Origin of the sequence: Pseudomonas sp. NPDC089758, assembly GCF_044748705.1 — a bacterium.
Classification (GTDB): domain Bacteria; phylum Pseudomonadota; class Gammaproteobacteria; order Pseudomonadales; family Pseudomonadaceae; genus Aquipseudomonas; species Aquipseudomonas putida_X.
In genome coordinates this window covers 42,622-67,867 of sequence record NZ_JBIVGN010000007.1, presented here as the reverse complement: position 1 = coordinate 67,867, position 25,246 = coordinate 42,622, and the positions used below count along the sequence as shown (strand labels likewise).

The 25,246-nt window shown below is 61.9% G+C and carries 17 protein-coding genes and 2 pseudogenes; 10 read left to right on the top strand and 9 right to left on the bottom strand.

All coding sequences use genetic code 11. The annotated features are described in order from the left end of the window. The first annotated feature begins 359 nt into the window (after window positions 1–359). Complete coding sequence (locus tag ACIPZH_RS12100) at window positions 360–1,811, top strand: MDR family MFS transporter (protein ID WP_400636294.1); 1,452 nt, start codon at window positions 360–362, stop codon at window positions 1,809–1,811. 73 nt (window positions 1,812–1,884) lie between these two features. Here ACIPZH_RS12100 and ttgR read toward each other — a convergent pair whose 3' ends face one another. Further along, window positions 1,885–2,517, bottom strand: coding sequence for an efflux transport transcriptional regulator TtgR (gene ttgR, locus ACIPZH_RS12095; RefSeq protein WP_241804791.1), 633 nt, complete (start codon window positions 2,515–2,517; stop codon window positions 1,885–1,887). 255 nt (window positions 2,518–2,772) lie between these two features. Between ttgR and ttgA the strand changes: the two genes are divergently transcribed. From ttgA to ACIPZH_RS12070, 5 genes are all read left to right on the top strand, one after another. Then, window positions 2,773–3,927 carry a toluene efflux RND transporter periplasmic adaptor subunit TtgA gene (ttgA, locus tag ACIPZH_RS12090; RefSeq protein WP_012312947.1) on the top strand — a complete coding sequence of 385 codons (1,155 nt, stop codon included), beginning with the start codon at window positions 2,773–2,775 and terminating at the stop codon, window positions 3,925–3,927. A gap of 3 nt (window positions 3,928–3,930) precedes the next feature. Next, window positions 3,931–7,083, top strand: a complete 3,153-nt coding sequence (gene ttgB, locus ACIPZH_RS12085) for a multidrug efflux RND transporter permease subunit TtgB (protein ID WP_241804789.1) — start codon at window positions 3,931–3,933, stop codon at window positions 7,081–7,083. Continuing rightward, a complete protein-coding gene (locus ACIPZH_RS12080) occupies window positions 7,080–8,534 on the top strand; it encodes an AdeC/AdeK/OprM family multidrug efflux complex outer membrane factor (RefSeq protein ID WP_241804788.1) in 1,455 nt (484 codons plus the stop codon). The genes ttgB and ACIPZH_RS12080 overlap by 4 nt, the downstream gene beginning before the upstream one ends. 437 nt (window positions 8,535–8,971) lie before the next feature. Continuing rightward, a complete protein-coding gene (locus tag ACIPZH_RS12075; protein ID WP_400636293.1) occupies window positions 8,972–10,225 on the top strand; it encodes an OprD family porin in 1,254 nt (417 codons plus the stop codon). Window positions 10,226–10,379: 154 nt separating this feature from the next. After that, window positions 10,380–10,892, top strand: a complete 513-nt coding sequence (locus ACIPZH_RS12070; protein ID WP_241804786.1) for a DUF962 domain-containing protein — start codon at window positions 10,380–10,382, stop codon at window positions 10,890–10,892. A 34-nt stretch (window positions 10,893–10,926) separates the two neighbouring features. On the opposite strand, the gene pcaC is transcribed toward ACIPZH_RS12070, so the two are convergent. The 7 genes and pseudogenes from pcaC to pcaR form a co-directional block, all read right to left on the bottom strand. Beyond that, entirely contained in the window at window positions 10,927–11,325 is a 399-nt protein-coding gene (gene pcaC, locus ACIPZH_RS12065) for a 4-carboxymuconolactone decarboxylase (protein WP_241804785.1), read from the bottom strand. Between the two features lie 10 nt (window positions 11,326–11,335). Continuing rightward, entirely contained in the window at window positions 11,336–12,127 is a 792-nt protein-coding gene (pcaD, locus tag ACIPZH_RS12060) for a 3-oxoadipate enol-lactonase (protein WP_400636292.1), read from the bottom strand. Between the two features lie 11 nt (window positions 12,128–12,138). Then, window positions 12,139–13,491 (bottom strand): 3-carboxy-cis,cis-muconate cycloisomerase, encoded by a 1,353-nt coding sequence (locus tag ACIPZH_RS12055; RefSeq protein ID WP_400636291.1) that lies wholly within the window; start codon window positions 13,489–13,491, stop codon window positions 12,139–12,141. A 9-nt stretch (window positions 13,492–13,500) separates the two neighbouring features. Continuing rightward, complete coding sequence (locus tag ACIPZH_RS12050) at window positions 13,501–14,790, bottom strand: MFS family transporter (protein WP_400636290.1); 1,290 nt, start codon at window positions 14,788–14,790, stop codon at window positions 13,501–13,503. Between the two features lie 188 nt (window positions 14,791–14,978). Beyond that, window positions 14,979–16,184 carry a 3-oxoadipyl-CoA thiolase gene (pcaF, locus tag ACIPZH_RS12045; RefSeq protein WP_267821246.1) on the bottom strand — a complete coding sequence of 402 codons (1,206 nt, stop codon included), beginning with the start codon at window positions 16,182–16,184 and terminating at the stop codon, window positions 14,979–14,981. Window positions 16,185–16,404: 220 nt separating this feature from the next. Further along, window positions 16,405–17,748 (bottom strand): MFS transporter, encoded by a 1,344-nt coding sequence (locus ACIPZH_RS12040; RefSeq protein ID WP_241804780.1) that lies wholly within the window; start codon window positions 17,746–17,748, stop codon window positions 16,405–16,407. Between the two features lie 325 nt (window positions 17,749–18,073). After that, a pseudogene (gene pcaR, locus ACIPZH_RS12035) lies at window positions 18,074–18,899 on the bottom strand (pca regulon transcriptional regulator PcaR); the annotation flags it as partial. 516 nt (window positions 18,900–19,415) lie between these two features. On the opposite strand from pcaR, the gene ACIPZH_RS12030 reads away from it, so the two are divergent. Next, on the top strand, window positions 19,416–19,616 hold the full coding sequence (locus ACIPZH_RS12030; RefSeq protein WP_012312935.1) for a hypothetical protein: 201 nt from the start codon (window positions 19,416–19,418) through the stop codon (window positions 19,614–19,616). Between the two features lie 317 nt (window positions 19,617–19,933). Then, complete coding sequence (locus ACIPZH_RS12025) at window positions 19,934–21,406, top strand: inorganic phosphate transporter (protein WP_241804778.1); 1,473 nt, start codon at window positions 19,934–19,936, stop codon at window positions 21,404–21,406. 107 nt (window positions 21,407–21,513) lie between these two features. On the opposite strand, the gene ACIPZH_RS12020 is transcribed toward ACIPZH_RS12025, so the two are convergent. Beyond that, the gene (locus tag ACIPZH_RS12020) at window positions 21,514–22,989 is read right to left on the bottom strand and encodes a helicase HerA-like domain-containing protein (protein ID WP_400636289.1); all 1,476 of its coding nucleotides are present in this window, start codon (window positions 22,987–22,989) and stop codon (window positions 21,514–21,516) included. A 165-nt stretch (window positions 22,990–23,154) separates the two neighbouring features. On the opposite strand from ACIPZH_RS12020, the pseudogene ACIPZH_RS12015 reads away from it, so the two are divergent. Together ACIPZH_RS12015 and ACIPZH_RS12010 are read left to right on the top strand one after the other, a co-directional pair. Then, a pseudogene (locus ACIPZH_RS12015) lies at window positions 23,155–24,171 on the top strand (cache domain-containing protein); the annotation flags it as partial. A gap of 93 nt (window positions 24,172–24,264) precedes the next feature. Then, window positions 24,265–25,029, top strand: a complete 765-nt coding sequence (locus tag ACIPZH_RS12010; protein WP_372490470.1) for a methyl-accepting chemotaxis protein — start codon at window positions 24,265–24,267, stop codon at window positions 25,027–25,029. Window positions 25,030–25,246 lie beyond the last annotated feature (217 nt).

The following is a 25,246-nucleotide window of genomic DNA, read 5'->3' as shown; positions in this document are numbered from 1 at the left end:
ATGAACGGTTGCTACCGACCCCTGAATCGGGTCTACCTGACCTGTTCCAACCGTCGCCATCTGGGCGGTCATGCTCGACATGCAGGCAGAGGAATAAAAGGTGTGGGAAACAGCGGCACTGGAAACCTGCGACATAATGTTGCACCACGCTGGTGCAACCCCAGGATTCAAGGCTCTGCGGCCTATGCACGATATCACGCGGCCATGCAGCACTGGATGAATGCACCAATGCCGATCTTGCATAGGCGATGCAGATAGTGGATAGGTAGCTACCTAAGTCGGGTTACAATTGCACCCTTCATGCCGACCCGTTCCGCGGGCCGGCAAAGCCACCGCCGTCGTTCAAACAAGGTACCCCCGTGACCGCCGCCCTGCCTCCTGCCGGCCTGCGTAACGTGCTCAACGCGTTGATGCTGGCCATTTTCCTTGGCGCCCTGGACCAGACCATCGTCGCCGTCTCACTGCCCGCCATTTCTGCGCAGTTCAATGACGTCGGGCTGCTGGCCTGGGTGATTTCGGGCTACATGGTGGCGATGACCGTGGCGGTGCCGATCTACGGCAAGCTGGGGGACCTGTATGGGCGCCGCCGCATGATCCTTACCGGCATCAGTCTGTTCACCCTGGCCTCCATCGCCTGCGCCCTGGCCCAAGACATGCAGCAACTGGTGCTGGCGCGCGTACTGCAAGGCATCGGTGCGGGCGGAATGGTCTCGGTGAGCCAGGCGATCATCGGCGACTTCGTGCCGCCGCGCGAGCGTGGGCGCTACCAGGGCTATTTCAGCAGCATGTATGCCGCAGCGAGTGTGGCAGGGCCGGTGCTAGGTGGCTGGCTGACCGAATACCTGTCGTGGCGCTGGGTGTTCTGGATCAATCTGCCCTTGGGCTTGGTCGCCCTGTGGGCCCTCCACCGCGCCCTACGGGGCATACCCGTGCAACGGCGGCGGGCCCAGGTGGACTATGTGGGGGCGGTTTTGTTGATCCTTGGCCTGGGCAGCCTGCTGCTGGGCATTACCCTGGTCGGCCAGGGCCATGCCTGGACTGCGCCCGCCGTGGTGGCCCTGTTCGCCTGCGCCGGGCTTGGCGCGGCCTTGTTCATCGGGCATGAACGTCGCTGCCAGGAGCCATTGCTGCCACTGGGGCTGTTCGGCAACCGGGTTGCCGTGCTGTGCTGGGCGGTGATTTTCTTCGCCAGCTTCCAATCGATCTCTCTGACCATGCTGATGCCCCTGCGTTACCAGGGCATCACCGGGGCCGGGGCCGACAGCGCGGCGCTACACCTGCTGCCTTTGGCCATCGGCTTGCCTATCGGTGCATTCACCGGCGGGCGCATGACCAGCTTCACTGGCCGCTACAAGCCGCAGATCCTCGCCGGTGCGTTGCTGATGCCGGTGGCAATCTTCGCCATGGCCATCACCCCACCACAGTCGGGCGTACTCAGCGCGCTCTTCATGCTGTGCACCGGGATCGCCTGCGGGCTGCAGTTCCCGACATCGCTGGTAGGCACACAGAGCGCTGTGGAGAGCAAGGACATCGGCGTGGCCACCAGCACGACCAACCTGTTCCGCTCACTGGGCGGCGCGATGGGCGTGGCATGCATGTCCAGCGTATTGCTGGCACTGCTGCACCAGGGTGGGTTCGAGCTGCTGGGTAATCCGTTGCTGGGGAGCCTGCAGGCAGGCGAAGCGGACCCAGCAACCCAGGCACGATTACTGCAAACCTTCAGGTACCTGCTGCTGGGCAGCGCCGCAGTGGCGATGCTCGGGCTGGTCGCGGCGGTGGCATTGCCAGACCGGCAGTTGCGTGGACGCTAGGGGCACACCTTGAAGGTATTAATCATCCCTTAATACTCAGGGAAAACACTCCCTCACAATCCTTAACAAAGTGTCATTTGCGCAACGCCGGGCTCCAGCGCAGCATATCCAGCCCGGTGTCCACCCATTTATCGGCATCGCGCAACAGATCGAAGCTGTCTGGCAGGAGCAACCAGCGCCCGATCAGGCCATCGACATAGGCAAACAGGGCCACGGCCGCTCGCTCCACATCCAGCCCGGCCGGCAACTGTTCACGGCGTACGGCATTGGCCAACGCCAGGGTAATGCCTTCGTGGCAATCCAGCACCGCGCCTTGGCGCTGCTGGCGAATTTCACACATGTCATCGGTGAACTCGCACTTGTGATGCAAGATCTCATTGATACGCCGGGTCCGGGCGTCGAGCACCAGCTCGTTGAACACTTGCAACAGCAGCTTGCGCATGCAGCCGAGAGGGTCCAGCTCGTCCTCGCTTTCACTGGCCCGCGCCAAATGGTCATGGGTTTCGTGCAGGCTGTCGAGCAGCGCCTGCACCAACTCCGCCTTGTTGTTGAAATGCCAGTAGATGGCACCGCGGGTCACGCCCGCCAGCTCGGCGATGTCAGCAAGGGTGGTTCGTGCAACCCCACGCTTGTAGAAAGCCTTTTCCGCCGCCTCGATGATCTGAGTTCGGGTTTCCTGGGCTTCTTCTTTGGTTCGACGGACCATGGCAGTACAACCTCATCTGGGCCCACAGGCACGCTGCCGGTGGGGAATCCGCCGGGGTCACCTCTGAAGGGCGCCTCCGGATGGGCTAATCAAGGGGCCGGATAGTAGCCAAGTACCACCCTACGGTATTTACAAACAACATGAATGTAAGTATATTCGTTAGTAAGCTATTTATCCAACCTGATAGCATTTTTTCTGACAAGACTCTTCCATTACTCTTGAGCGTCTCCCTGCTCTAGCGACCCGAGGATCCTCATGCAATTCAAGCCAGCCGTTACCGCTCTGGTTTCCGCCGTCGCCCTGGCAACTCTGCTAAGTGGCTGTAAGAAAGAAGAAGCCGCGCCCGCAGCACAGGCTCCTCTGGTCGGCGTCGTGACAATCCAGCCCCAGGCCTTCACCTTGACCTCCGAGCTGCCGGGGCGCACCAGCGCCTATCGCGTTGCCGAAGTGCGCCCACAGGTCAATGGCATCATTCTCAAGCGCCTGTTCAAGGAAGGCAGCGACGTCAAGGCCGGTCAGCAGCTGTACCAGATCGACCCTGCCGTCTACGAGGCGACCCTGGCCAACGCCCAGGCCAACCTGCAGGCTACCCGTTCGCTGGCCGAGCGCTACAAGCAGCTGATCGACGAACAGGCGGTGTCCAAGCAGGAATACGACGACGCCAATGCCAAACGATTGCAGGCCGAGGCCGCGCTCAAGAGCGCCCAGATCGATCTGCGCTATACCAAGGTACTGGCGCCGATCAGTGGCCGCATCGGTCGCTCGTCGTTCACCGAAGGTGCGCTGGTGAGCAATGGCCAGACCAATGCCATGGCTACCATCCAGCAACTCGACCCGATCTACGTCGATGTCACGCAGTCCACCGCCGAGTTGCTCAAACTGCGTCGTGACCTGGAAAGTGGCCAGCTGCAGAAGTCCGGCGACAACGCCGCCTCCGTCCAACTGGTGCTCGAAGACGGCAGCCTGTTCAAGCAGGAAGGTCGCCTGGAGTTCTCCGAAGTGGCGGTCGACGAGACCACAGGTTCGGTGACGCTGCGCGCCATCTTCCCCAACCCTGACCACACCCTGCTGCCCGGCATGTTCGTGCACGCGCGGCTCAAGGCCGGGGTCAACAGCAATGCCATCCTGGCCCCGCAGCAAGGCGTGACCCGTGACCTCAAGGGTGCACCGACTGCGCTGGTAGTCAACCAGGAGAACAAGGTCGAACTGCGCCAGCTCAAGGCCAGCCGCACCCTGGGCAGCGATTGGCTGATCGAAGAAGGCCTGAACCCGGGCGACCGCCTGATCACCGAAGGCCTGCAGTACGTGCGCCCAGGTGTCGAGGTCAAGGTCAGCGATGCCACCAACGTCAAGAAACCGGGCAGCCCTGATCAGGCCAGCGCGGCCAAAGCAGACGCCAAAGCGGAGTAAACCATGTCGAAGTTCTTTATCGATCGCCCGATCTTCGCCTGGGTGATCGCCTTGGTGATCATGCTCGTCGGCGCTTTGTCGATCCTGAAGCTGCCGATCAACCAGTACCCGAGCATCGCGCCGCCGGCTATCGCCATCTCCGTGACCTACCCGGGCGCCTCGGCGCAAACCGTGCAGGACACCGTGGTGCAGGTGATCGAGCAGCAGCTCAACGGCATCGACAACCTGCGTTATGTGTCCTCGGAGAGCAACTCCGACGGCAGCATGACCATCACCGCCACCTTCGAGCAGGGCACCAACCCTGATACCGCGCAGGTTCAGGTACAGAACAAGCTGAACCTGGCCACCCCACTGCTGCCGCAGGAAGTGCAGCAGCAAGGTATCCGCGTCACCAAGGCAGTGAAGAACTTCCTGATGGTGATCGGCCTGGTGTCCGAAGACGGCAGCATGACCAAGGATGACCTTGCCAACTACATCGTTTCCAACATGCAGGACTCGATTTCGCGTACGGCAGGTGTGGGTGACTTCCAGGTATTCGGTGCACAGTACGCAATGCGTATCTGGCTCGATCCGGCCAAGCTGAACAAGTTCCAGCTGACCCCGGTCGACGTCAAGAACGCGGTCGCCGCGCAGAACGTGCAGGTCTCCTCCGGCCAGCTCGGCGGCCTGCCTGCGATGCCGGGCACCCAGCTGAACGCCACCATCATCGGCAAGACCCGCCTGCAGACCGCCGAGCAGTTCGAGAAGATCCTGCTCAAGGTCAACAGCGACGGTTCGCAGGTTCGCCTGAGTGATGTTGCCCAGGTCGGCCTGGGTGGCGAAAACTACGCCATCAGCGCCCAGTTCAACGGCAAGCCGGCCTCGGGCCTTGCGGTCAAGCTGGCAACCGGTGCCAACGCCCTGGATACCGCCACGGCCTTGCGCAAGACCATCAGCGAGCTGGAGCCGTTCTTCCCGCCAGGGGTGAAAGCGGTATTCCCGTATGACACCACACCGGTGGTCACCGAATCGATCAGCGGGGTTATCCACACCCTGATCGAAGCCGTGGTCCTGGTATTCCTGGTGATGTACCTGTTCCTGCAGAACTTCCGCGCCACCATCATCACCACCATGACCGTACCGGTGGTATTGCTGGGCACCTTCGGCATCCTTGCCGCAGCGGGCTTCAGCATCAACACCCTGACCATGTTCGCCATGGTTCTGGCCATTGGCTTGCTGGTGGACGACGCCATCGTCGTGGTGGAGAACGTCGAACGGGTCATGTCCGAGGAAGGCTTGCCGCCCAAAGAGGCAACCAAGCGGTCGATGGAGCAGATCCAGGGCGCGCTGGTGGGCATCGCCCTGGTACTGTCGGCAGTACTGCTGCCGATGGCCTTCTTCGGCGGCTCCACGGGGGTGATCTACCGGCAATTCTCCATCACCATCGTCTCGGCCATGGGCCTGTCGGTGCTGGTGGCGCTGATCTTCACCCCGGCCCTGTGCGCCACCATGCTCAAGCCACTCAAAAAGGGCGAGCACCATGTAGCCAAAGGTGGCTTCTTCGGCTGGTTCAACCGTAACTTCGACCGCGGCGTGACCGGCTACGAGCGCAGCGTGGGCACCATCCTGCGCAACAAGGTGCCGTTCCTGCTGGGCTATGTCTTGATTGTCGTCGGCATGATCTGGCTGTTCACCCGCATCCCTACCGCGTTCCTGCCAGAGGAAGACCAGGGCGTACTGTTCGCCCAGGTACAGACCCCGGCCGGTTCCAGTGCCGAGCGCACCCAGGTGGTGATCGACAACATGCGTGATTACCTGCTCAAGGACGAAGCCGATACCGTGTCGTCGGTGTTCACCGTCAACGGCTTCAACTTTGCCGGTCGCGGGCAAAGCTCGGGCATGGCGTTCATCATGCTCAAGCCATGGGACGAGCGCACCAAGGAGAACAGCGTGTTCGGCCTGGCCGAGCGTGCCCAGCAGCACTTCTTCAGCTTCCGTGATGCGATGGTGTTCGCCTTCGCGCCGCCTGCGGTAATGGAACTGGGTAACGCCACCGGCTTCGACGTGTTCCTTCAGGACCGTGGGGGTGTCGGCCATGCAAAACTGATGGAAGCGCGCAACCAGTTCCTGGCCAAGGCCGGCCAGAGCAAGGTGCTCAGCGGCGTGCGCCCGAACGGCCTGAACGATGAGCCGCAGTACCAGCTGACCATCGATGACGAACGTGCCAGCGCCTTGGGCGTGACCATCTCCGACATCAACAACACCCTGTCGATTGCCTTGGGTGCCAGCTACGTCAACGACTTCATCGACCGCGGCCGGGTCAAGAAGGTGTACATCCAGGGCGAAGCGAACGCCCGGATGAGCCCGGAAGACCTGCAGAAGTGGTACGTGCGCAACGGCGAAGGCGAGATGGTGCCGTTCTCGTCCTTCGCCACCGGCGAGTGGACCTACGGTTCGCCCAAGCTCTCGCGCTACAACGGTGTCGAGGCGATGGAAATCCTCGGTGCCCCGGCCCCAGGCTACAGTACCGGTGAAGCCATGGCCGAGGTGGAGCGTATCGCTGGCGAACTGCCGGACGGTATCGGCTACTCCTGGACCGGCATGTCCTACGAGGAAAAGCTCTCCGGCTCGCAGATGCCGGCACTGTTCGCCCTCTCGATCCTGTTCGTGTTCCTGTGCCTGGCTGCACTGTATGAAAGCTGGTCGATCCCGATCGCCGTCGTGCTTGTCGTTCCACTGGGCATCATCGGTGCGCTGATCGCCACCAGCCTGCGCGGCCTGTCCAATGACGTGTACTTCCTGGTCGGCCTGCTGACTACCATCGGCCTGGCGGCGAAGAACGCGATCCTGATCGTGGAATTCGCCAAGGAACTGCACGAGCAAGGCAAGAGCCTGTTTGACGCAGCGATCGAGGCATGCCGCATGCGTCTTCGCCCGATCATCATGACCTCGCTGGCATTCATCCTGGGCGTGGTACCGTTGACCATTTCCAGCGGCGCGGGCGCGGGCAGCCAGCATGCCATCGGTACTGGGGTAATTGGCGGCATGATCAGTGCGACCGTACTGGCCATCTTCTGGGTACCGCTGTTCTTCGTCGCAGTGTCGTCGCTGTTCGGCAGCAAAAAGCCGGAAAAGGACGCCACCCCTGAAACTCCACGTTATGAGGCTGGGCAATGACCAAGTCTTTGTTGTCCCTTGCGGTAACCGCTTTCATTCTCGGCGGCTGCTCGCTGATCCCTGACTACCAGACCCCGGAAGCACCGGTGGCTGCGCAGTGGCCGCAAGGCCCTGCGTACTCGCCGACCGAGTCGGCCGATGTGGCCGCCGCCGAACAGGGCTGGCGCCAGTTCTTCCACGACCCGGCACTGCAGCAGTTGATCCAGACTTCGCTGGTCAACAACCGCGACCTGCGCGTGGCGGCGCTGAACCTCGATGCCTACCGTGCGCAGTACCGCATCCAGCGCGCTGACCTGTTCCCGGCGGTTTCGGCCACTGGCAGCGGCAGCCGCCAGCGCGTCCCGGCTGACCTGTCGACCACCGGCGAAGCCAACATCACCAGCCAGTACTCGGCCACCCTGGGTGTCAGCGCCTATGAGCTGGACCTGTTCGGCCGCGTACGCAGCCTGACCGAGCAGGCTCTGGAAACCTACCTGTCCAGTGAGCAGGCGCGTCGCTCCACGCAGATCGCCCTGGTGGCCAGCGTGGCCAACGCCTACTACACCTGGCAGGCCGACCAGGCGCTGTTCAAGCTGACCGAAGAAACGCTCAAGACCTACGAAGAAAGCTACAACCTGACCCGCCGCAGCAACGAAGTCGGTGTGGCGTCGGCGCTCGACCTCAGCCAGGCGCGCACCGCTGTGGAAGGGGCGCGGGTCAAGTACTCGCAATACCAGCGCCTGGTAGCCCAGGACCTCAACAGCCTGGCTGTGCTGGTGGGTACCGGCATCCCGGCCAACCTGCCCAAGCCGCTGGAGCTCGATGCCGACCAGCTGGCGGAAGTGCCGGCTGGCCTGCCGTCGGACCTTCTTCAGCGCCGCCCGGACATTCAGGAAGCCGAACACCTGCTCAAGGCCGCCAATGCCAACATTGGCGCAGCGCGCGCAGCGTTCTTCCCGAGCATCAGCCTGACCGCCAACGCGGGCACCCTGAGCCCGGACATGGACGGGCTGTTCAAGGGTGGTTCGGGGACCTGGCTGTTCCAGCCGCAGATCAACCTGCCGATCTTCAACGCCGGCAGCCTGAAGGCCAGCCTGGACTATTCGAAGATCCAGAAGGACATCAACGTCGCCAAGTATGAAAAGACCATCCAGACCGCCTTCCAGGAAGTCTCCGATGGCCTGGCGGCGCGCAAGACCTTCGAAGAGCAGTTGCAGGCGCAACGTGACCTGGTGCAAGCGAACCAGGATTACTACCGCCTGGCCGAACGCCGTTACCGCATCGGCATCGACAGCAACCTGACCTTCCTCGATGCCCAGCGCAACCTGTTCAGTGCACAGCAGTCACTGATCACCGATCGCCTGTCGCAGCTGACCAGCGAGGTCAACCTGTACAAAGCGCTCGGCGGTGGCTGGTATGAGAAGACTGGCCAGGCCAATCAGCAGGCATCGGCGGCAACACCGAAGAGCTGAGTGCTCGGGTTTAAAGCACCAGGTGGTGCCAGTCAGTCCGGCATATTGGGGCCGCTTTGCGGCCCATCGCCGGCAAGCCGGCTCCCACAGAGTTCTAGGGTGCACCTCAGATAGCGGACATCCTCCATCTTTTGGGGGGCAGCCCAGATCCCTGTGGGAGCCGGCTTGCCGGCGATGGGGTGCGTAGCAGCCCTGAAAACGCTTACTGGCTGCCAGGGATGTTTATACATCACCACGCTGCCTGATAAATAATTAACCACCTGGAACATTCCGTTCGATTATCGCCCGCTTCCGCTTGCGACGAATTGCCTCACCGCTGCCCTCCCCCGCACCATCCTCCCCAGCAACACGTTGCCAATTTGACAGAAAAGACCCGCCCTGCAGGCCGCACGCTGCAGCGCACCGGTTCGCCAATAAAAACAAGAGATCCACGACAGATGAGCATTTCGCACCCCGCACGCCAGCTGCTGCCCGGCCTGTTGGCCATCTCCTGCGCCCTCCCCGCATTGGCCGCCGAAGGTGGTTTCATGGAGGACGCCAAGGCCACCCTCAACCTGCGCAACTTTTACATCAACCGCAACTTCGTCGACCCGGCGCACTCCCAAGCCAAGGGCGAGGAATGGACACAGAGTTTCATCCTCGATGCCCGCTCCGGCTTCACTCAGGGCGTCGTAGGCTTCGGCGTGGATGTGCTGGGCATGTACTCGGTCAAGCTCGACGGCGGCAAAGGCACCACCAACACCAACCTGCTACCGGTCCACGATGACGGCCGGCCTGCCGACGACTTCGGCCGCCTGGGCGTTGCGCTGAAAGCCAAGCTGTCGCAGACCGAGCTGAAAGTAGGCGAATGGATGCCCGTGCTGCCGATCCTGCGCTCGGATGACGGCCGGTCGCTGCCGCAGACCTTCCGTGGCGGCCAGCTCACCTCGAAAGAGATCGAGGGCCTGACCCTGTACGCAGGTCAGTTCCGCGCCAACAGCCCACGCAACGACGCAAGCATGGAAGACATGTCGCTCAACGGCCGAGCGGCGTTCACCTCCGATCGTTTCAACTTTGGCGGTGGCGAATACACCTTCAACGACAAGCGCACGATGATCGGCCTGTGGGATGCCCAGCTCAAGGACATCTACCGTCAGCAATACATCAACCTGGTACATAGCCAGCCGCTGGGCGAATGGACCCTGGGCGCCAACCTCGGCTACTTCATCGGCAAGGAAGACGGCGCCGAACGTGCAGGCCAGCTCGACAACCGTACTGCCTCGGCGATGCTCTCTGCACGCTACAAGGGCAACACCTTCTACGTCGGCCTGCAGAAAGTCAGTGGCGACGATGCCTGGTTGCGGGTCAACGGCACCAGCGGTGGCACCCTGGCCAACGACAGCTACAACTCCAGCTTCGACAATGCCAAGGAACGGTCCTGGCAGGTGCGCCATGACTTCAACTTCGTCAGCGTCGGTATCCCCGGACTGACCCTGATGAACCGCTACATCAAAGGTGACAATGTCACCTCTGGCAGCATCGACGACGGCAAGGAATGGGCGCGGGAAACCGAACTGGCCTACGTGGTGCAGTCGGGGTCCTTCAAGGATCTTTCGGTGAAATGGCGCAACTCCACCATGCGCAGGGACTTCAGCACCAACGCGTTCGATGAGAACCGGTTGATCGTCAGCTACCCGTTGAACCTGTTGTGATCCCCCGGCCATCAGCCATGCGCAGTGCCACCATTCGCTAAGCTGATGATGGTGGTGCGCCACAGGCTATCCTGAGCATCATGAGTGGCCTGTGCCCCCACCACGGCGGCACAGGCTACCCCCATGCAGGCAGGCCACCGAGGGAGGAACGACAATGAAAAACCTCGTCGAACACCTGAGCCAGTACGCAAGCTACCACCGCGACCCACGCAATATCGCTACCCACTTCGTCGGCATTCCGCTGATCGTGCTGGCAGTGACCATCCTGCTGTCGCGCCCAGGCTGGGACGTGGCCGGAGTGTGGCTGTCCCCTGCCCTGCTGGCCGCTGCGGCGTCGGTGTGGTTCTACCTGCGCCTGGACCTGCGTTTCGGCTTGGTGATGGGCTTGCTGCTGGGGCTGTGCCTATGGGTTGGCCAGGCATTGGCGCTGCAAAGCACCGCGCTGTGGCTAAGTGCTGGGGCAGGAGCGTTCGTGCTGGGCTGGATCATCCAGTTCGTCGGGCATTACTACGAAGGCCGCAAGCCTGCGTTCGTCGACGATATCAGTGGGCTGATCATAGGGCCGCTGTTCGTGGTGGCAGAAGCGGCATTCATGCTGGGCATGTGCCCGGCGCTAAAGCAGGCTGTAGAGGCCAATGCCGGGCCGGTGGCGCTGCGCTCTGTGTAGGCGCGACCCAAGGCCGCCCCTACAGGCGTGAGCTTCACGGCTGTTGACGAGACTCTACACCCAGTTCATCCCACACCGACTCTGCCAGGTGGAAGGTGGCATTGGCCGCCGGGATACCACAGTAGATAGCGCTCTGCATCAGCACTTCCTTGATCTCATCGCGAGTCACACCGTTGTTGGCCGCCGCGCGCAGGTGCAACTTGAGTTCGTCGTTGCGGTTCATGCCGATCAGCATCGCGATGGTGATCAGGCTGCGCGTATGCCGTGGCAGGCCCGGGCGGGTCCAGATATCACCCCAGGCATGGCGGGTGATCATTTCCTGGAACTCGCCATTGAAGTCGTTGAGTTTTTCCAGGCTGCGATCTACATGGGCATCGCCCAGTACCGCGCGGCGTACTTGCATGCCGGCGTCGTAGCGTTGTTTCTCATCCATGGCAGAGTCCTCAGCGAGCCAGCAGGAAGTCAAGTACGCGAAGGCTGAACGCCTCGCCGATCTCGACGTTGGACAGGTGCGCTGCCGGGAATTCGGCATAGGTGGCACCGATGATCGCGGCCTGCATGAAGCGGCCATGTTCCGGCGTGGTCACCACGTCCTCGGTACCGGCGACAACCAGCGTAGGCACCTGGATACGGCCGAGTTGCTCACGGTAGTCGGCATCGCGTACCGCCGCGCAGTTGGCGGCATAGCCCTGTGGAGAGGTCTGCGCGAGCATCTGGCAGATGCGCTGCGCCTGCTCAGGTTGAGCCTGGGCAAAAGCAGGGGTGAACCAGCGAGCGATCGAGGCGTCGCGCAGGTCGGCCATGGCTTGCTGCCCGCCTTTGAGCACCATGTCGATGCGGGTAGTCCACACCTCGTCATTGGCGATCTTGGCAGCGGTATTGCACAGGGTCAGGCTGTGCAGGCGCTCGCCTGCATTGATCCCCAGCCACTGGCCGATCAGGCCACCCATGGACAGGCCAACGAAGTGGGCATGGGCGATATCCAGCGCATCGAGCAGCGCCAGCACATCACCGCCCAGTTGCTCGATGCTGTAGGGGCCCTCGGTGACCAGCGAAGCGCCGTGACCGCGGGTGTCGTAACGCAGTACACGGAAATGCTCGCTCCACAGCGGAATCTGGCTGTCCCACATGCCCAGGTCGGTCCCCAGGGAGTTGGACAGCACCAGCACCGGGGCATCATCCGGGCCATCGAGTCGATAGTTCAGTACGCCATCGGCCAGTTGCAAATGCGCCACAGCGGTCTCCTTCAGGCAGTGAAACGTTGATGTTCAGCCACGGCGCGCGCCACCCAGACGCGGGCCTGACCAAGGTAATGGGCAGGGTCGAGCAGACGGTCGAGTTCCTGTTCGGTCAGTTCGGCAGTCACCTGCGGCTCGTCGCCCAGCACAGCGCGCAAATGGCGCTGTTCGGCGACTGCGCGCTGGCAGCATTGCTCGAGCAAGTGATGGGCGCGGTCGCGGCCGAGGCGCTGGGCCAGAACGATGCTCACCGCCTCGGCCAGCACCAGGCCCTGGGTCAGGTCGAGGTTACGGCGCATGCGCTCGGCGTCCACCTCCATGCCTTCGACGATCACCTGGGCCTGGCGCAAGGCGCCTGAAACCAGGCAGCAGATCTCCGGCAGTGTTTCCCACTCGGCATGCCACAGGCCGAGGCTGCGCTCGTGCTCCTGGGGCATGGCTGCGTAAAGCGTCGATAGCAGCCCTGGAACCCGGGTGGCAGCACCGATCAGGACTGCCGCGCCCACCGGGTTGCGCTTGTGCGGCATGGTCGACGACCCACCCTTGCCAGGCGCGGAAGGCTCGAACACCTCACCCGCCTCGGTCTGCATCAGCAGGCTGACATCGCGGCCCAGCTTGCCCAGGCTACCGGCAACAAGGCCCAGCACCGAGGCGAACTCCACCAGGCGGTCGCGCTGGGTGTGCCAGGGTTGCTCGGGCAAGGTCAGTTTCAACTGTGCAGCCAGGCCCTCGGCGACCGGCATAGCTTTACTGCCCAAGGCCGCCAGGCTGCCGGAGGCGCCACCGAACTGCAGTACCAGCAAGCGCGGACGCAGCTCCTGCAGCCGTTGACGGTGGCGGGTAACGGCGCCCAGGATGCCGGCCAGTTTCATGCCCAGGGTCACCGGGGTGGCGTGCTGCAGCCAGGTACGCCCCACCAGTGGTGTGTCGGCGTGCTGCAGGGCCTGGCGCGACAAGGTTTCGGCCAGCGCTGCGAGGTCGGCCTCGATCAGCGCCAGTGCATCACGCAACTGCAACACCAGCCCGGTGTCCATCGCATCCTGGCTGGTGGCGCCCAAGTGCACATAGCGCTCGGCCTCGGGAACACCACTGGCGACCACCTTGCCCAACGCCTTGACCAGCGGGATTGCCGAGTTGCCTGCCGTGGCGATGGCATCGGCAAGCGCACGAACGTCATAGCGCTCGGCCTGGCAGGCTGTCTCGATGGCCGCAACCGCGCTGAGCGGCACCAGGCCAGCAGCGGCCTCGGCACGGGCCAGGGCAGCTTCGAAATCGAGCATGCCTTGCAGGCGGCCACGGTCAGAGAAGATCTCGCGCATGGCCGGGGCGGTGAAATAGGCGTCGAACAGTAGGTTGCTCATGCAACGTCCTTAATCATCATGGTGCAGATACGCCGCCTGTTTCGGCAGACGCAGGCTGAACAGGAACGCGATGGCCATCATCGCCGTCACGTACCAGTAAAAGGTGTTCTCCATCCCCAGGCTTTTCAAGCCCAGGGCCACGTACTCGGCCGAGCCGCCGAACATTGCGTTGGCTACCGCGTAAGCCAGGCCCACACCCAGCGCACGCACCTGCGGCGGGAACATCTCGGCCTTCACCAGGCCACTGATCGAGGTGTAGAAACTGACGATGCACAGTGCCAGGGTCACCAGCACGAAGGCCATGAACGGGCTGCTGACGGTTTTCAGCGCCATCAGCAACGGCACGGTGAACAGCGTGCCCAAGGCACCGAACAGCAGCATCGAGTTACGTCGGCCGATACGGTCGGAAAGCATGCCGAAGAACGGCTGCATCACCATGTACAGGAACAAGGCACCGGTCATCACGAAGCTGGCGCTCTTGGCGCTCATGCCCGCGGTGTTGACCAGGTACTTCTGCATGTACGTCGTGAAGGTATAGAAGATCAGCGAGCCACCGGCGGTATAGCCGAGCACGGTGATGAAGGCCGCCGTGTGGTTGCGGAACAGGCCTTTGATGGAACCTGCATCCTTGTCCTTGCGGGTTTCGGCATTGCTGGTCTCGTGCAGCGAGCGGCGCAGCATCAGCGAGATCAGCGCGGCGATGGAACCGACCACGAACGGGATGCGCCAGCCCCAGGCACGCAATTCTTCTTCGGTCAGCATTTGTTGGAGGATCACCACCACCAGCACGGCAAGCAGTTGGCCACCGATCAGCGTGACGTACTGGAACGATGCGAAGAAACCGCGCTGGCCACGCAGCGCCACCTCACTCATGTAGGTCGCGGTGGTGCCGTACTCGCCGCCTACCGACAGGCCCTGAATCAAACGGGCGAGCAACAGCAATGCCGGAGCCCAGGTGCCAATGCTCGAGTAGGTAGGCAAACAGGCAATCATCAAGGAGCCGAAACACATCATCAGCACCGAGATCATCAGGGAATTCTTGCGGCCATGGCGGTCCGCCAGGCGACCGAAGATCCAGCCACCGATAGGCCGCATCAAGAAGCCAGCAGCGAACACGCCAGCGGTATTGAGCAATTGAACGGTGGGGTCGTCAGAGGGGAAGAAGGCCGGGGCAAAATAGATTGCACAGAAGGCGTAGACATAGAAGTCGAACCATTCCACCAGGTTGCCTGAAGAGGCACCGACGATGGCGAAGATGCGCTTGCTGCGCTCTTCACCGGTGTAATAGGTTGAGGTCATGACGGCTTTACTCCTGGAGTGTCCTAGGTAGGTCTAGACATACTTAGTAACACACTCGTTCCGCTTCCGCGCTGGCTATTGGCCTTGTGTCGCATAAGTCCGACCCCTTCGCGGGCCAAGCCCGCCCTCACAAGGGAGGCGTGGTCCCCTGTGAGAACGGGCTTGGCCCGCGAAGAGGCCGGAACAGGTCAAACCCGCTCGATGGCCAGCGCCAGGCCTTGGCCAACACCGACACACATGGTCGCCAAGCCCTTGCGCCCGCCGCTCTTTTCCAGTTGGTGCAGCGCAGTCAGTACCAGGCGCGCACCACTCATGCCCAGCGGGTGGCCCAGGGCAATGGCACCGCCGTTAGGGTTGACTTGCGGTGCATCATCGGCCACGCCCAGCTCACGCAGCACCGCCAGGCCTTGGCTGGCGAAGGCTTCGTTGAGCTCGATCACATCGAAATCGCTCATGGCCACACCCAGGCGCTCGGTCAGCTTGCGCACTGCGGGTACCGGGCCGATGCCCATCACCCGGGGCGCCACACCGCCGCTGGCCATGCCCAGAACACGGGCACGCGGGGTCAGGCCGTGCTTCTTCACCGCCTCAGCCGAGGCCAGGATCAGTGCAGCAGCACCGTCGTTGACGCCCGAGGCATTACCAGCGGTGACGGTCTTGTCCGGGCCGTTGACCGGCTTGAGCTTGGTCAGTGCCTCGAGGGTGGTTTCCGGGCGCAGGTGCTCGTCGCGCTCGACGATGGTTTCGCCCTTCTTGTGGGCGATACGCACCGGCACGATTTCTTCGGCGAAGAAGCCCGCCGCTTGGGCTGCAGCGGCCTTCTGCTGGCTGCGCAGGGCGAATGCATCCTGATCGGCACGCGAAACCTGGTAATCGTCTGCGACGTTATCAGCGGTTTCAGGCATGGAATCCACACCGTACTGGCTCTTCATCAGCGGGTTGATGAAGCGCCAACCGATGGTGGTGTCCTCAAGCTTCATGTTGCGCGAGTAAGCGCTCTCGGCTTTGCCCATGACAAACGGCGCGCGCGACATGGACTCAACACCGCCGGCAATGGCCAGCTCCATCTCGCCGCTGGCGATGGCACGGAATGCAGTACCGATGGCGTCCATACCCGAGGCGCACAGGCGGTTCAGGGTCACGCCCGGGATAGTCTCGGGAAGGCCCGCCAGCAGCAGGGCCATGCGTGCCACGTTGCGGTTATCTTCACCGGCCTGGTTGGCACAGCCAAAGAACACTTCGTCGACCTGATCCCACTTCACACCCGGGTTGCGCTCGATCAGCGCCTTGAGCGGTACAGCGGCCAGATCATCGGCACGCACGCCAGCGAGGGCGCCGCCGAAGCGGCCGATCGGGGTGCGAATAGCGTCACAGATAAATACGTCGCGCATCAAGCTTCTCCTGCCAGTGGGCCACGGGCCTCGGCGGTGCGGGGTTCAAAGTCACGCAGCGCACCCAGCTGGACCTCGGTTCAGGGTGCTACGTTGAGCCCAGATTAAGGAGAGTGGTGGGTCGCTGACAATCCGATAATCGACTATCAGTGCGGTTATCGAACATTTTGTCATCCAACCCACCCTCTCTTGTGGGGCCGCAACGCGGCCCGCAAGCGCAGGCTCAGGTCGCGTCGGCGTGGCTTACCAGGCCTTTCACGATCACGCCTACCGTCGCAAGTGCAGCTGGCACCAGCAGCGCCGTCAGCACCTGCTCGAAGTTCCAGCCCAGGCCAAGCAGGGTCGCGCCACTCCAGGCGCCGAGAATCGCGCCAAAGCGGCCGATACCGAGCATCCAGGAAACACCGGTGGCACGCGCCTGGGTCGGATAGAACCGCGCCGCCAGCGAAGGCATGGCCGATTGCGCGCCGTTCACACACATCCCGGCTACCAGCACCAGCGTGGCAAGCACGGCAATGTTGCCCAGGCTCTGCCCCACTGCATAAGCGAACACGCCTGCCAGCAAGTAGAAGATACCGATGACCTTGTGCGGGTTGAAACGGTCCATGGCCCAGCCTACTGCCACGGCGCTGAGTACACCACCGAACTGGAACAGCGCGCCGATGAACGCAGCCTGCTCCATGCTTGCGCCGCTGTCACGCATCAGCGTCGGCAGCCAGCTGGTGAGCAGGTAGACGATGACCAGGCCCATGAAGTAGGTCAGCCACAGCAGCATCGTGCCCAGGCCATAGGTGCCGGAGAAGATCACTGCGAACACGTTGCGCGCCGCCACAACCTTCTGTTCCGGCACACTGAAGCTGCCGGCCTGCGCGACAACGGCCGGTGCGATCGGCGCCAGGGTCTTGCGCACCTTGTCGGTACCGCGGTTGCGCACCACCAGAAAGCGTGCCGACTCAGGTAGCCAGACCATCAGCACCACAACCAGCAGCAGTGGCAGCACACCACCCACTACCAGCAGGCTATGCCAGCCGTAGGCCGGGATCATCTTCGCGGAGATGAACCCACCACCGGCCATGCCCAGGTTGAAGCCGCAGAACATGCTGGTCACCAACAGTGACTTGAGGCGCTCCGGGGTATATTCGGAAAGCAGCGTGGTGGCATTGGGCATGCCGGCGCCCAGGCCGAGGCCGGTCAGAAAGCGCAGCATCAGCAACTGGTCGACGTTGCTGGCGTAGGCCGAGGCCAGGCTGAAACCACCGAATACCAATACCGCACCCACCAGCACGACCTTGCGGCCAAAGCGGTCAGCCAGCGGCCCTGAACCCAAGGCGCCGAACACCATCCCGATCAAGGCGGCGCTCATCACCGGGCCAAGGCTGGCGCGGTCGATGCCCCACTCCTGGGACAATGCCGGAGCGATGAAGCCCATGGCCGCCGTGTCCAGGCCATCGAGGAAGACAATCAGGAAGCAAAGGATCACTACACGCCACTGATAGCGCGACAGCGGTTGTTCATTGATGAAAGACTGAACGTCGAGGCAGTTCCCGACAGGTTGTGGCTTGTTCATTGTTGTTATCCAGAAATTGAGCACAGTCGAGCCACTGCACGAGGGCGACAGGTACAGGGTTCAAAGTCGAGGGAGTTCGGCCTGAGTCAGCCTGGATACAACACAACTGCGTACGGGTGCGGCCGCAGCAGCGAAGTGACAGTGGTCATGATGTGCGCCTCTTGTGTTTTTCTTGTTCGGTCGGCACAGCCGACCGCTGCGGGAGACATTAATCAGCCAATGCAGGGCGCGCAATTCGTCCAGAGCGACACTGTGCGTTTATCGAACAGGAAACGGTTGGCATGTTCGATAACGGTGCACAGCGGCGCGTTGGGCGGGGGTTGTTTCAACCAAACAACTGGTGGCAAAGATCGCGACTGGACGCCAACAGGATCGGCAAGAAACGCTGCTCCAGTTCGCTTCGGCTCACACGCCCCACATGGGTGCTGACATTCAACGCCGCAAGCACCTGCCCGGAAGCATCGTAAATCGGTACGGCGATCGAACGCAGGCCCTGCTCCAGTTCCTGGTCGACCACGCACCAGCCCTGCTCACGCACCTGCTGGATGCACGCGAACAGCGACTCCGGATCATGCAAGGTACGGCTGGTTCGGGCCTTGAGGTCGGCGCGGTCGAGATACTCGCGCAAGCTGGTGTCATCCATGGCGGCCAATAGAATGCGCCCCATCGACGTGCAGTAGGCCGGCAGCCGCCCACCGACCGACAGATCGACCGATATCAGCCGCTCGACAGTGGCCGAACGGGCTATATAAAGGATGTCGTCGCCTTCGAGGGTGGCCATGTTGGCCGCTTCGTGCAACTGATCGCTGATGCGGTCCAGGTAAGGCTGGGCGGACACCGCCAGGGGCGTTGACGAAAGGTAGGCATGGCCAAGCGTCAGCACCTTGGGCAGCAGCGAATAGGTACGCCCGTCGGTCGTGGCGTAGCCGAGCTTGATCAAGGTATGCAGACAACGACGCACCGCCGCTCGCGGGATCTCGGTGCGGTGGCTGATCTGAGCGATGGTCAGGTGGCGCTTGCGCTCCTGGAATGCCTGGATCACGGCAAGCCCCCGCGCCAGCGAGGTCATGAAGTCCGGATCCCCGGTAAATGCCTGAATACGCTTGGCTGGCGAGGCCACGATTGGCGGCGCCAAGGCAGGGGTGCTCTGGCGTGCCGACTCAGGACTGGCAGATTCGTTGGCCGGGATTTCGTCACTCATCGCTCACCTCAAAAAATTCGCTGCTTCGTGCGATTATCGAACAAACGGCCGATAATCGCAATTGACCGCTGACACGTTTGCTTATACCTTTCTACTGCCACTTGTGGCTTCTTTGGAGAGACTGGTCAGGTACCCACCGTAGAAGTCCCCAGGCAACGGCCTCGCCTTTGTGCGAGGCCGTTTTTATTTCCCTGCTGGCACCCGAACCGCAGCGAACTTTCCATGCGCCGGCCGTTCAAACTTTGCACAAGCAGCCATTACCCGCAACTTGAACAAAGGGTTGTAGGCGCTGGGTAAATTACGCTGGCTGGCGTTTTATCGATTGCTATAATCCAACCGGCTGGCCCGGTTCGATATTCGGGCAAGGCACTTACCGCCTACCTTTATCCGACGACCAGCACGCCCAGTGCATGGGCAACGTGCATGTGCACGCATTACCGGCCACTTTTTACATTCAGGTACTACTGTGACGAAAGATGAACTGCGCGCGGAACTGGAGCGCCAGGCTGAACGTTACAAGGAAGTTTACGGTGGTGAAGTCACCACTTACGCCGCTCAACCGGAACCGGAGCGCAAACCTTGGCGCAAGCGGGCCACGGTCCAGGACCAGGCCTTTAACCAGGAACTGGAAAAGATGGAGAAAGAGTTGCGCAACGAAGACACCTGAGCCGTTTGCCGCAGGCAATCGCATTCGCGGTCAGGGGCGGCGCTCGGGACATAGATCGTTACCGAACAGCCACTCATGAAATGGAATTACACAAATTTCATACAGCCGTTTGAATCCTGAATGGCGAGTCCATTTTGTAGGAATACCCTGGATTTCGGCGCTTTTTGTGATTTTTAGCGGAGCTTTCTGCGCTTTACGCCGTGGGTAATGACGCTAGGGGGGCGCGCAAAAGGCTGCCATCGGTCAGCTGCGGGTGCATCGATTGCAAAGGTTTTCTGGCATAATCCCGCCCCCCAAATGACCGCCAGACAACCTTCATGATCGATTTATTCAGCGGACTGGATGCCTGGGTATTGGTGAGCCTGCTGCTTGCCCTGACCTTCGTGCTCGCATTCGAGTTCATCAATGGCTTTCATGACACCGCCAACGCGGTAGCCACCGTCATCTATACCAAAGCCATGCCACCACACCTGGCCGTGTTCTTCTCCGGGGTGTTCAACTTCCTTGGCGTTCTGCTGGGCGGTGTCGGGGTGGCTTACGCCATCGTTCACCTGCTGCCGGTCGAGCTGCTGATCAATGTGAACACCGGGCATGGCCTGGCCATGGTCTTCTCGTTGCTGGCTGCGGCCATCACCTGGAACCTGGGCACCTGGTATTTCGGCATCCCGGCCTCGAGCTCGCACACCTTGATCGGTTCGATCCTGGGCGTGGGCCTGGCCAACGCCCTGATCAGCGACATTCCCTTGGGTGACGGCGTCAACTGGCAGAAGGCGATCGACATCGCCATGTCGTTGGTCATTTCGCCCATGGCCGGCTTCGCTGTCGCTGCGCTGTTGCTGCTCGGCCTGAAATGGTGGCGCCCGCTGTCGAAGATGCACAAGACACCAGAGCAACGCCGCAAGCTCGACGACAAGAAGCACCCGCCCTTCTGGAACCGCCTGGTGCTGGTGATTTCGGCCATGGGCGTGAGCTTCGTGCACGGCTCCAACGACGGCCAGAAGGGCATCGGCCTGATCATGCTGGTGCTGATCGGCATTGTTCCGGCCAAGTTCGTACTCGACCTGAACAGCACCACTTACCAGATCGAACGCACCCGCGACGCAACGATGCACCTTAGCCAGTTCTACCAGCGCAACGCCGCCACACTTGGCGAGTTCCTGGCACTGGGCAAGGCGCAGGCCAGCGACCTTCCGGAGCAGTTCAGCTGCAACCCGCAGCAGACCGAACCTACCATCGCGGCATTGCAATCCTCGCTTCAGGGCGTTACCGATTACCGTGCCCTTGACGCCGAAAAGCGCGTGGAAGTGCGCCGCTACCTGCTGTGCCTGGATGATACGGCGAAGAAGGTTGGCAAGCTGCCAGGGCTGGAGGCGCGTGAAAAGTCCGACCTCGACAAGTTGCGCAAAGACCTCACCGCCACCACCGAATATGCCCCGTTCTGGGTAATCGTTGCCGTCGCCCTGGCGCTGGGCCTGGGCACCATGGTCGGCTGGAAACGCGTTGTACTGACCGTAGGCGAGAAGATCGGCAAACAGGGCATGACCTATGCCCAGGGCATGTCGGCGCAGATCACCGCAGCATGCGCCATTGGCATGGCCAACGTGTTCGCACTGCCGGTTTCGACGACCCATGTGTTGTCGTCCGGTGTGGCCGGCACCATGGTTGCCAACAAGAGTGGCCTGCAAGGCGGCACGGTGAAGACCATCCTGCTGGCCTGGGTATTGACCCTGCCTGCAACGATGGGCCTGGCGGCTGGCTTGTTCTGGCTGGCATCCAAGGCAATCGGCTGAACCTTGGCAGCGCAGTGAAAAGGGCCGCTCTGCGGCCCCTTTTACCCGGGCTGACCAACACCAACCCTCAAGCGGCTTTTAATGCACAGAAGCCAGCATCACCACCGCTAACGCTTCTTGCCCCCGAGCAACGACCCCATCAATCCCCGCACCAGTTGGCGCCCTAACTGATTGGCCGCCTGACGCACAGCCGACTTGATCGCCTGCCCTGCGGCGCTCTGCAAGAAGTCCCCAGCCTTGTCCACCAAGCTGTCTTCATCCGCCTGGGGCGCCGGTACCGGCTCCGCCGGCTCGCCTTTGCGCCGGGCCAGCATTTCATACGCCGACTCACGGTCGATCGGCTTGTCATAGCGCCCCGCCAACGGCGACCCGGCTATCAGCGCACTACGCTCGCCCGCACTCAACGGCCCGATTCGCGATTGCGGCGGTGCGATCAAGACTCGCTGCACCATCGCCGGCGTCCCCCGGTCTTCAAGCGTCCCCACCAGCGCCTCGCCAATCCCAAGCTCGGTCAGCACTGCCAGAGTGTCGAATGCCGGGTTCGGGCGAAAGCCGTCTGCCACGGCCCGCAGCGACTTCTGCTCCTTGGCGGTAAACGCCCGTAACCCATGCTGTATGCGCAACCCCAATTGGGCCAGCACGCTGTCGGGCAGATCGCCAGGCGACTGGGTGACAAAGAACACCCCCACGCCCTTGGAGCGGATGAGCCGAACCACCTGTTCCAAGCGATCCTGCAGCGCTTTCGGGGTCCCGTTGAACATTAGATGGGCTTCGTCGAAAAACAGCGCAAGCACCGGCTTGTCGGCATCGCCTCGCTCCGGCAACTGCTCGAACAGTTCGGCCAACAGCCACAACAGGAAGGTGGCGTAGACCTTCGGCGCCTCATGCACCAAGCGGCTGGCATCGAGCAGGTGGATTCGCCCACGACCATCAGCGTCCGTGCGCAGCAGGTCCTCCAGTTGCAATGCCGGCTCACCGAACAGCGCCTCGGCGCCCTGCTGCTCCAACGTTGCCAAACGACGCAACAATGCCTGGGTCGAACCGGTGGTCATCAGTGCACTGTCTTCGCCCAGCAACTGGGGATTGTCTTTAAGGTGTGCCAGCAGCGCCTTGAGGTCCTTGAGATCGAGCAGCAGCAACCCATCACGGTCGGCCACCTTGAATGCGGCATACAACGCTGCCTGCTGGCTGTCGGTCAGTTCAAGCAGGTTGCCAAGCAACAGCGGCCCCATCTCGCTCAGGGTGGTGCGCAGCGGGTGGCCGGACTGCCCGGCGATATCCCAAAGGCTCAACGGGTAGGCTTGCGCCCGGTACCCCAGCCAAGGCATGCCGGCAATGCGCTCGGCCACCTTGCCCTGGGGCGCTGCCGCCGCACCGACACCGCACAGGTCACCTTTGACATCGGCCGCGAACACCGCCACACCGGCATCACTGAACGCTTCCGCCAGGTGTTGCAAGGTCACGGTCTTGCCGGTACCGGTGGCACCGGCGACCAGGCCATGGCGGTTAGCCAGGCGCATGGCTTGGGTCACAGGCTGGCCATCCGGGCCAGCACCTACAACTATCGTCGAGTTTTCCGACATCTTTTTAATCCCCTGCTCAAGCTCGACCACCCATCAGCCGATAGCTCTGGATGATATTCGCCTTTGAAGACAGAACACCCCTGAAAGGACTTACGGGATGTTGCACTGTTTTAAGCGGTACTCGTGCGAACGCCCGATAAAAACCTTAGCGGAACCGATCACGCCATGAACAAAAGCCTTCGTTTCAGCCACAAGATTCTTTTGGCCGCATCACTGATCGTGATACTCGCCTTTAGCCTGTTCACCCTCTACAACGACTATCTCCAGCGTAATGCCATCCGTGAAGACCTGGAGAATTATCTGGCTGAAATGGGCGCCTCCACTTCGAACAACATTCGCAACCTGTTCGAAGGCCGGATAAAGCTGGTTGAAAACCTGGCGCAGAACATCGCCCAGCAACCTGCCAGCGCAGAAACGCTGATGGGCCAGAGTGCCCTGACTTCAAGCTTTTTGACCGTCTACCTGGGCAAGGTCGATGGTGGCTTCAGCGTGCGCCCCGACTCGAAGATGCCAGATGGCTACGACCCCCGCACCCGCCCCTGGTACAAGGATGGCATGAACGCCACAGGCGCCATTCTCACCGAGCCCTACATCGACATGACCACCAACCAGATGGTCATCGGCATCCTCAGCAAAGTGTCCGCGGGGGTCGGCGTGGTCGGCGGCGACCTGGCGCTGGACGGCCTGGTGCAGATCATCAACTCGCTGAATTTCGGCGGCATGGGCTACGCCTTCCTGGTCAACGATCAAGGCAAGATTCTGGTGCACCCTGACAAGGCACTGGTCATGAAATCGTTGTCGGACCTGTTCCCGCAGCACACGCCGAAACTGACTGGCGAGCTGACTGAAATCGAAGCCGATGGCCAGACCCGCCTGCTGACCTTCACCCCGATCAAGGGCCTGCCATCGGCCAACTGGTACATCGGCCTGTCCGTGGACAAGGACAAAGCCTTTGCCATGCTCAGCAACTTCCGTACTTCGGCAGTGATCGCCACGGTGGTAGCGGTCGTGATCATCATCGGTTTGCTGGGCCTGCTGATCCGCGTGCTGATGCAGCCGTTGCTCACCATGACCCGCGCCATGGAGGACATTGCCGAAGGTGAAGGCGACCTGACCAAACGCTTGAAAATTCACCAGCAGGATGAGTTCGGCATCCTCGGCACTGCCTTCAACCGCTTCGTCGAGCGCATCCACGGCTCGATCCGCGAGGTGTCCTCGGCCACCGAGCAGGTCAACGAGGTGGCGCTGCGCGTGATCAGCGCCTCCAACTCGTCGATGACCAACTCCGACGAGCAGTCCAACCGCACCAACAGCGTTGCCGCGGCCATCAATGAACTGGGTGCCGCCGCCCAGGAAATCGCCGGCAATGCCGCCCAGGCTTCGCAGCATGCAAGTTCTGCACGGCTGCTGGCAGAAGAAGGTCAGCAGGTAGTGACGCGCAATATCGAGGCGATGAATCGTCTGTCGGACCTGATCGTCACGTCCAGCGCACACATCGAAACGCTCAACAGCAAGACGGTGAACATCGGCCAGATCCTCGAAGTGATCACCAGCATCTCCCAGCAGACCAACCTGCTGGCGCTGAACGCTGCCATCGAAGCCGCACGGGCGGGTGAAGCCGGGCGTGGTTTTGCCGTGGTCGCCGACGAAGTCCGCAATCTGGCGCACCGTACCCAAGAGTCGGCGCAACAGGTCCAGGCGATGATCGAGGAGCTGCAGGTCGGTGCCCGTGAGTCGGTGGACACCATGGGCCAGAGCCAGCGCCACAGCCAGGACAGCATGGCGATCGCCAACCAGGCGGGTGAGCGCCTGGACAGCGTGACTGTGCGCATCGGTGAAATCGACGGCATGAACCAGTCGGTTGCAACTGCAACCGAAGAGCAGACGGCCGTGGTCGACTCGATCAACATGGACATCAATGAGATCAACATGCTCAACCAGGAAGGCGTCGAGAACCTCCAGGCCACCCTGCGAGCGTGCTCGGACCTCGAGCAACAGGCCACCCGCCTCAAGCACCTGGTAGGCAGCTTCCGCATCTAAGCGGCAAGCGGCAAGCTTCAAGCTGCAAGTAAAAGCGGGCCATGCGCCCTCTCGCTTGTAGCTTGCCGCTTGAAGCTTGTAGCTTGTAGCTTGCAGCTTGTAGCTTGCAGCTTGCAGCTGCAGCCCCCAACCCAACCGAACAAACTATCCTTCAGGTAGGTCAATCTTTAGGCGCGTCATCGTCGGCCTGTTACAGCCCGATGACGGACCAAAAGTC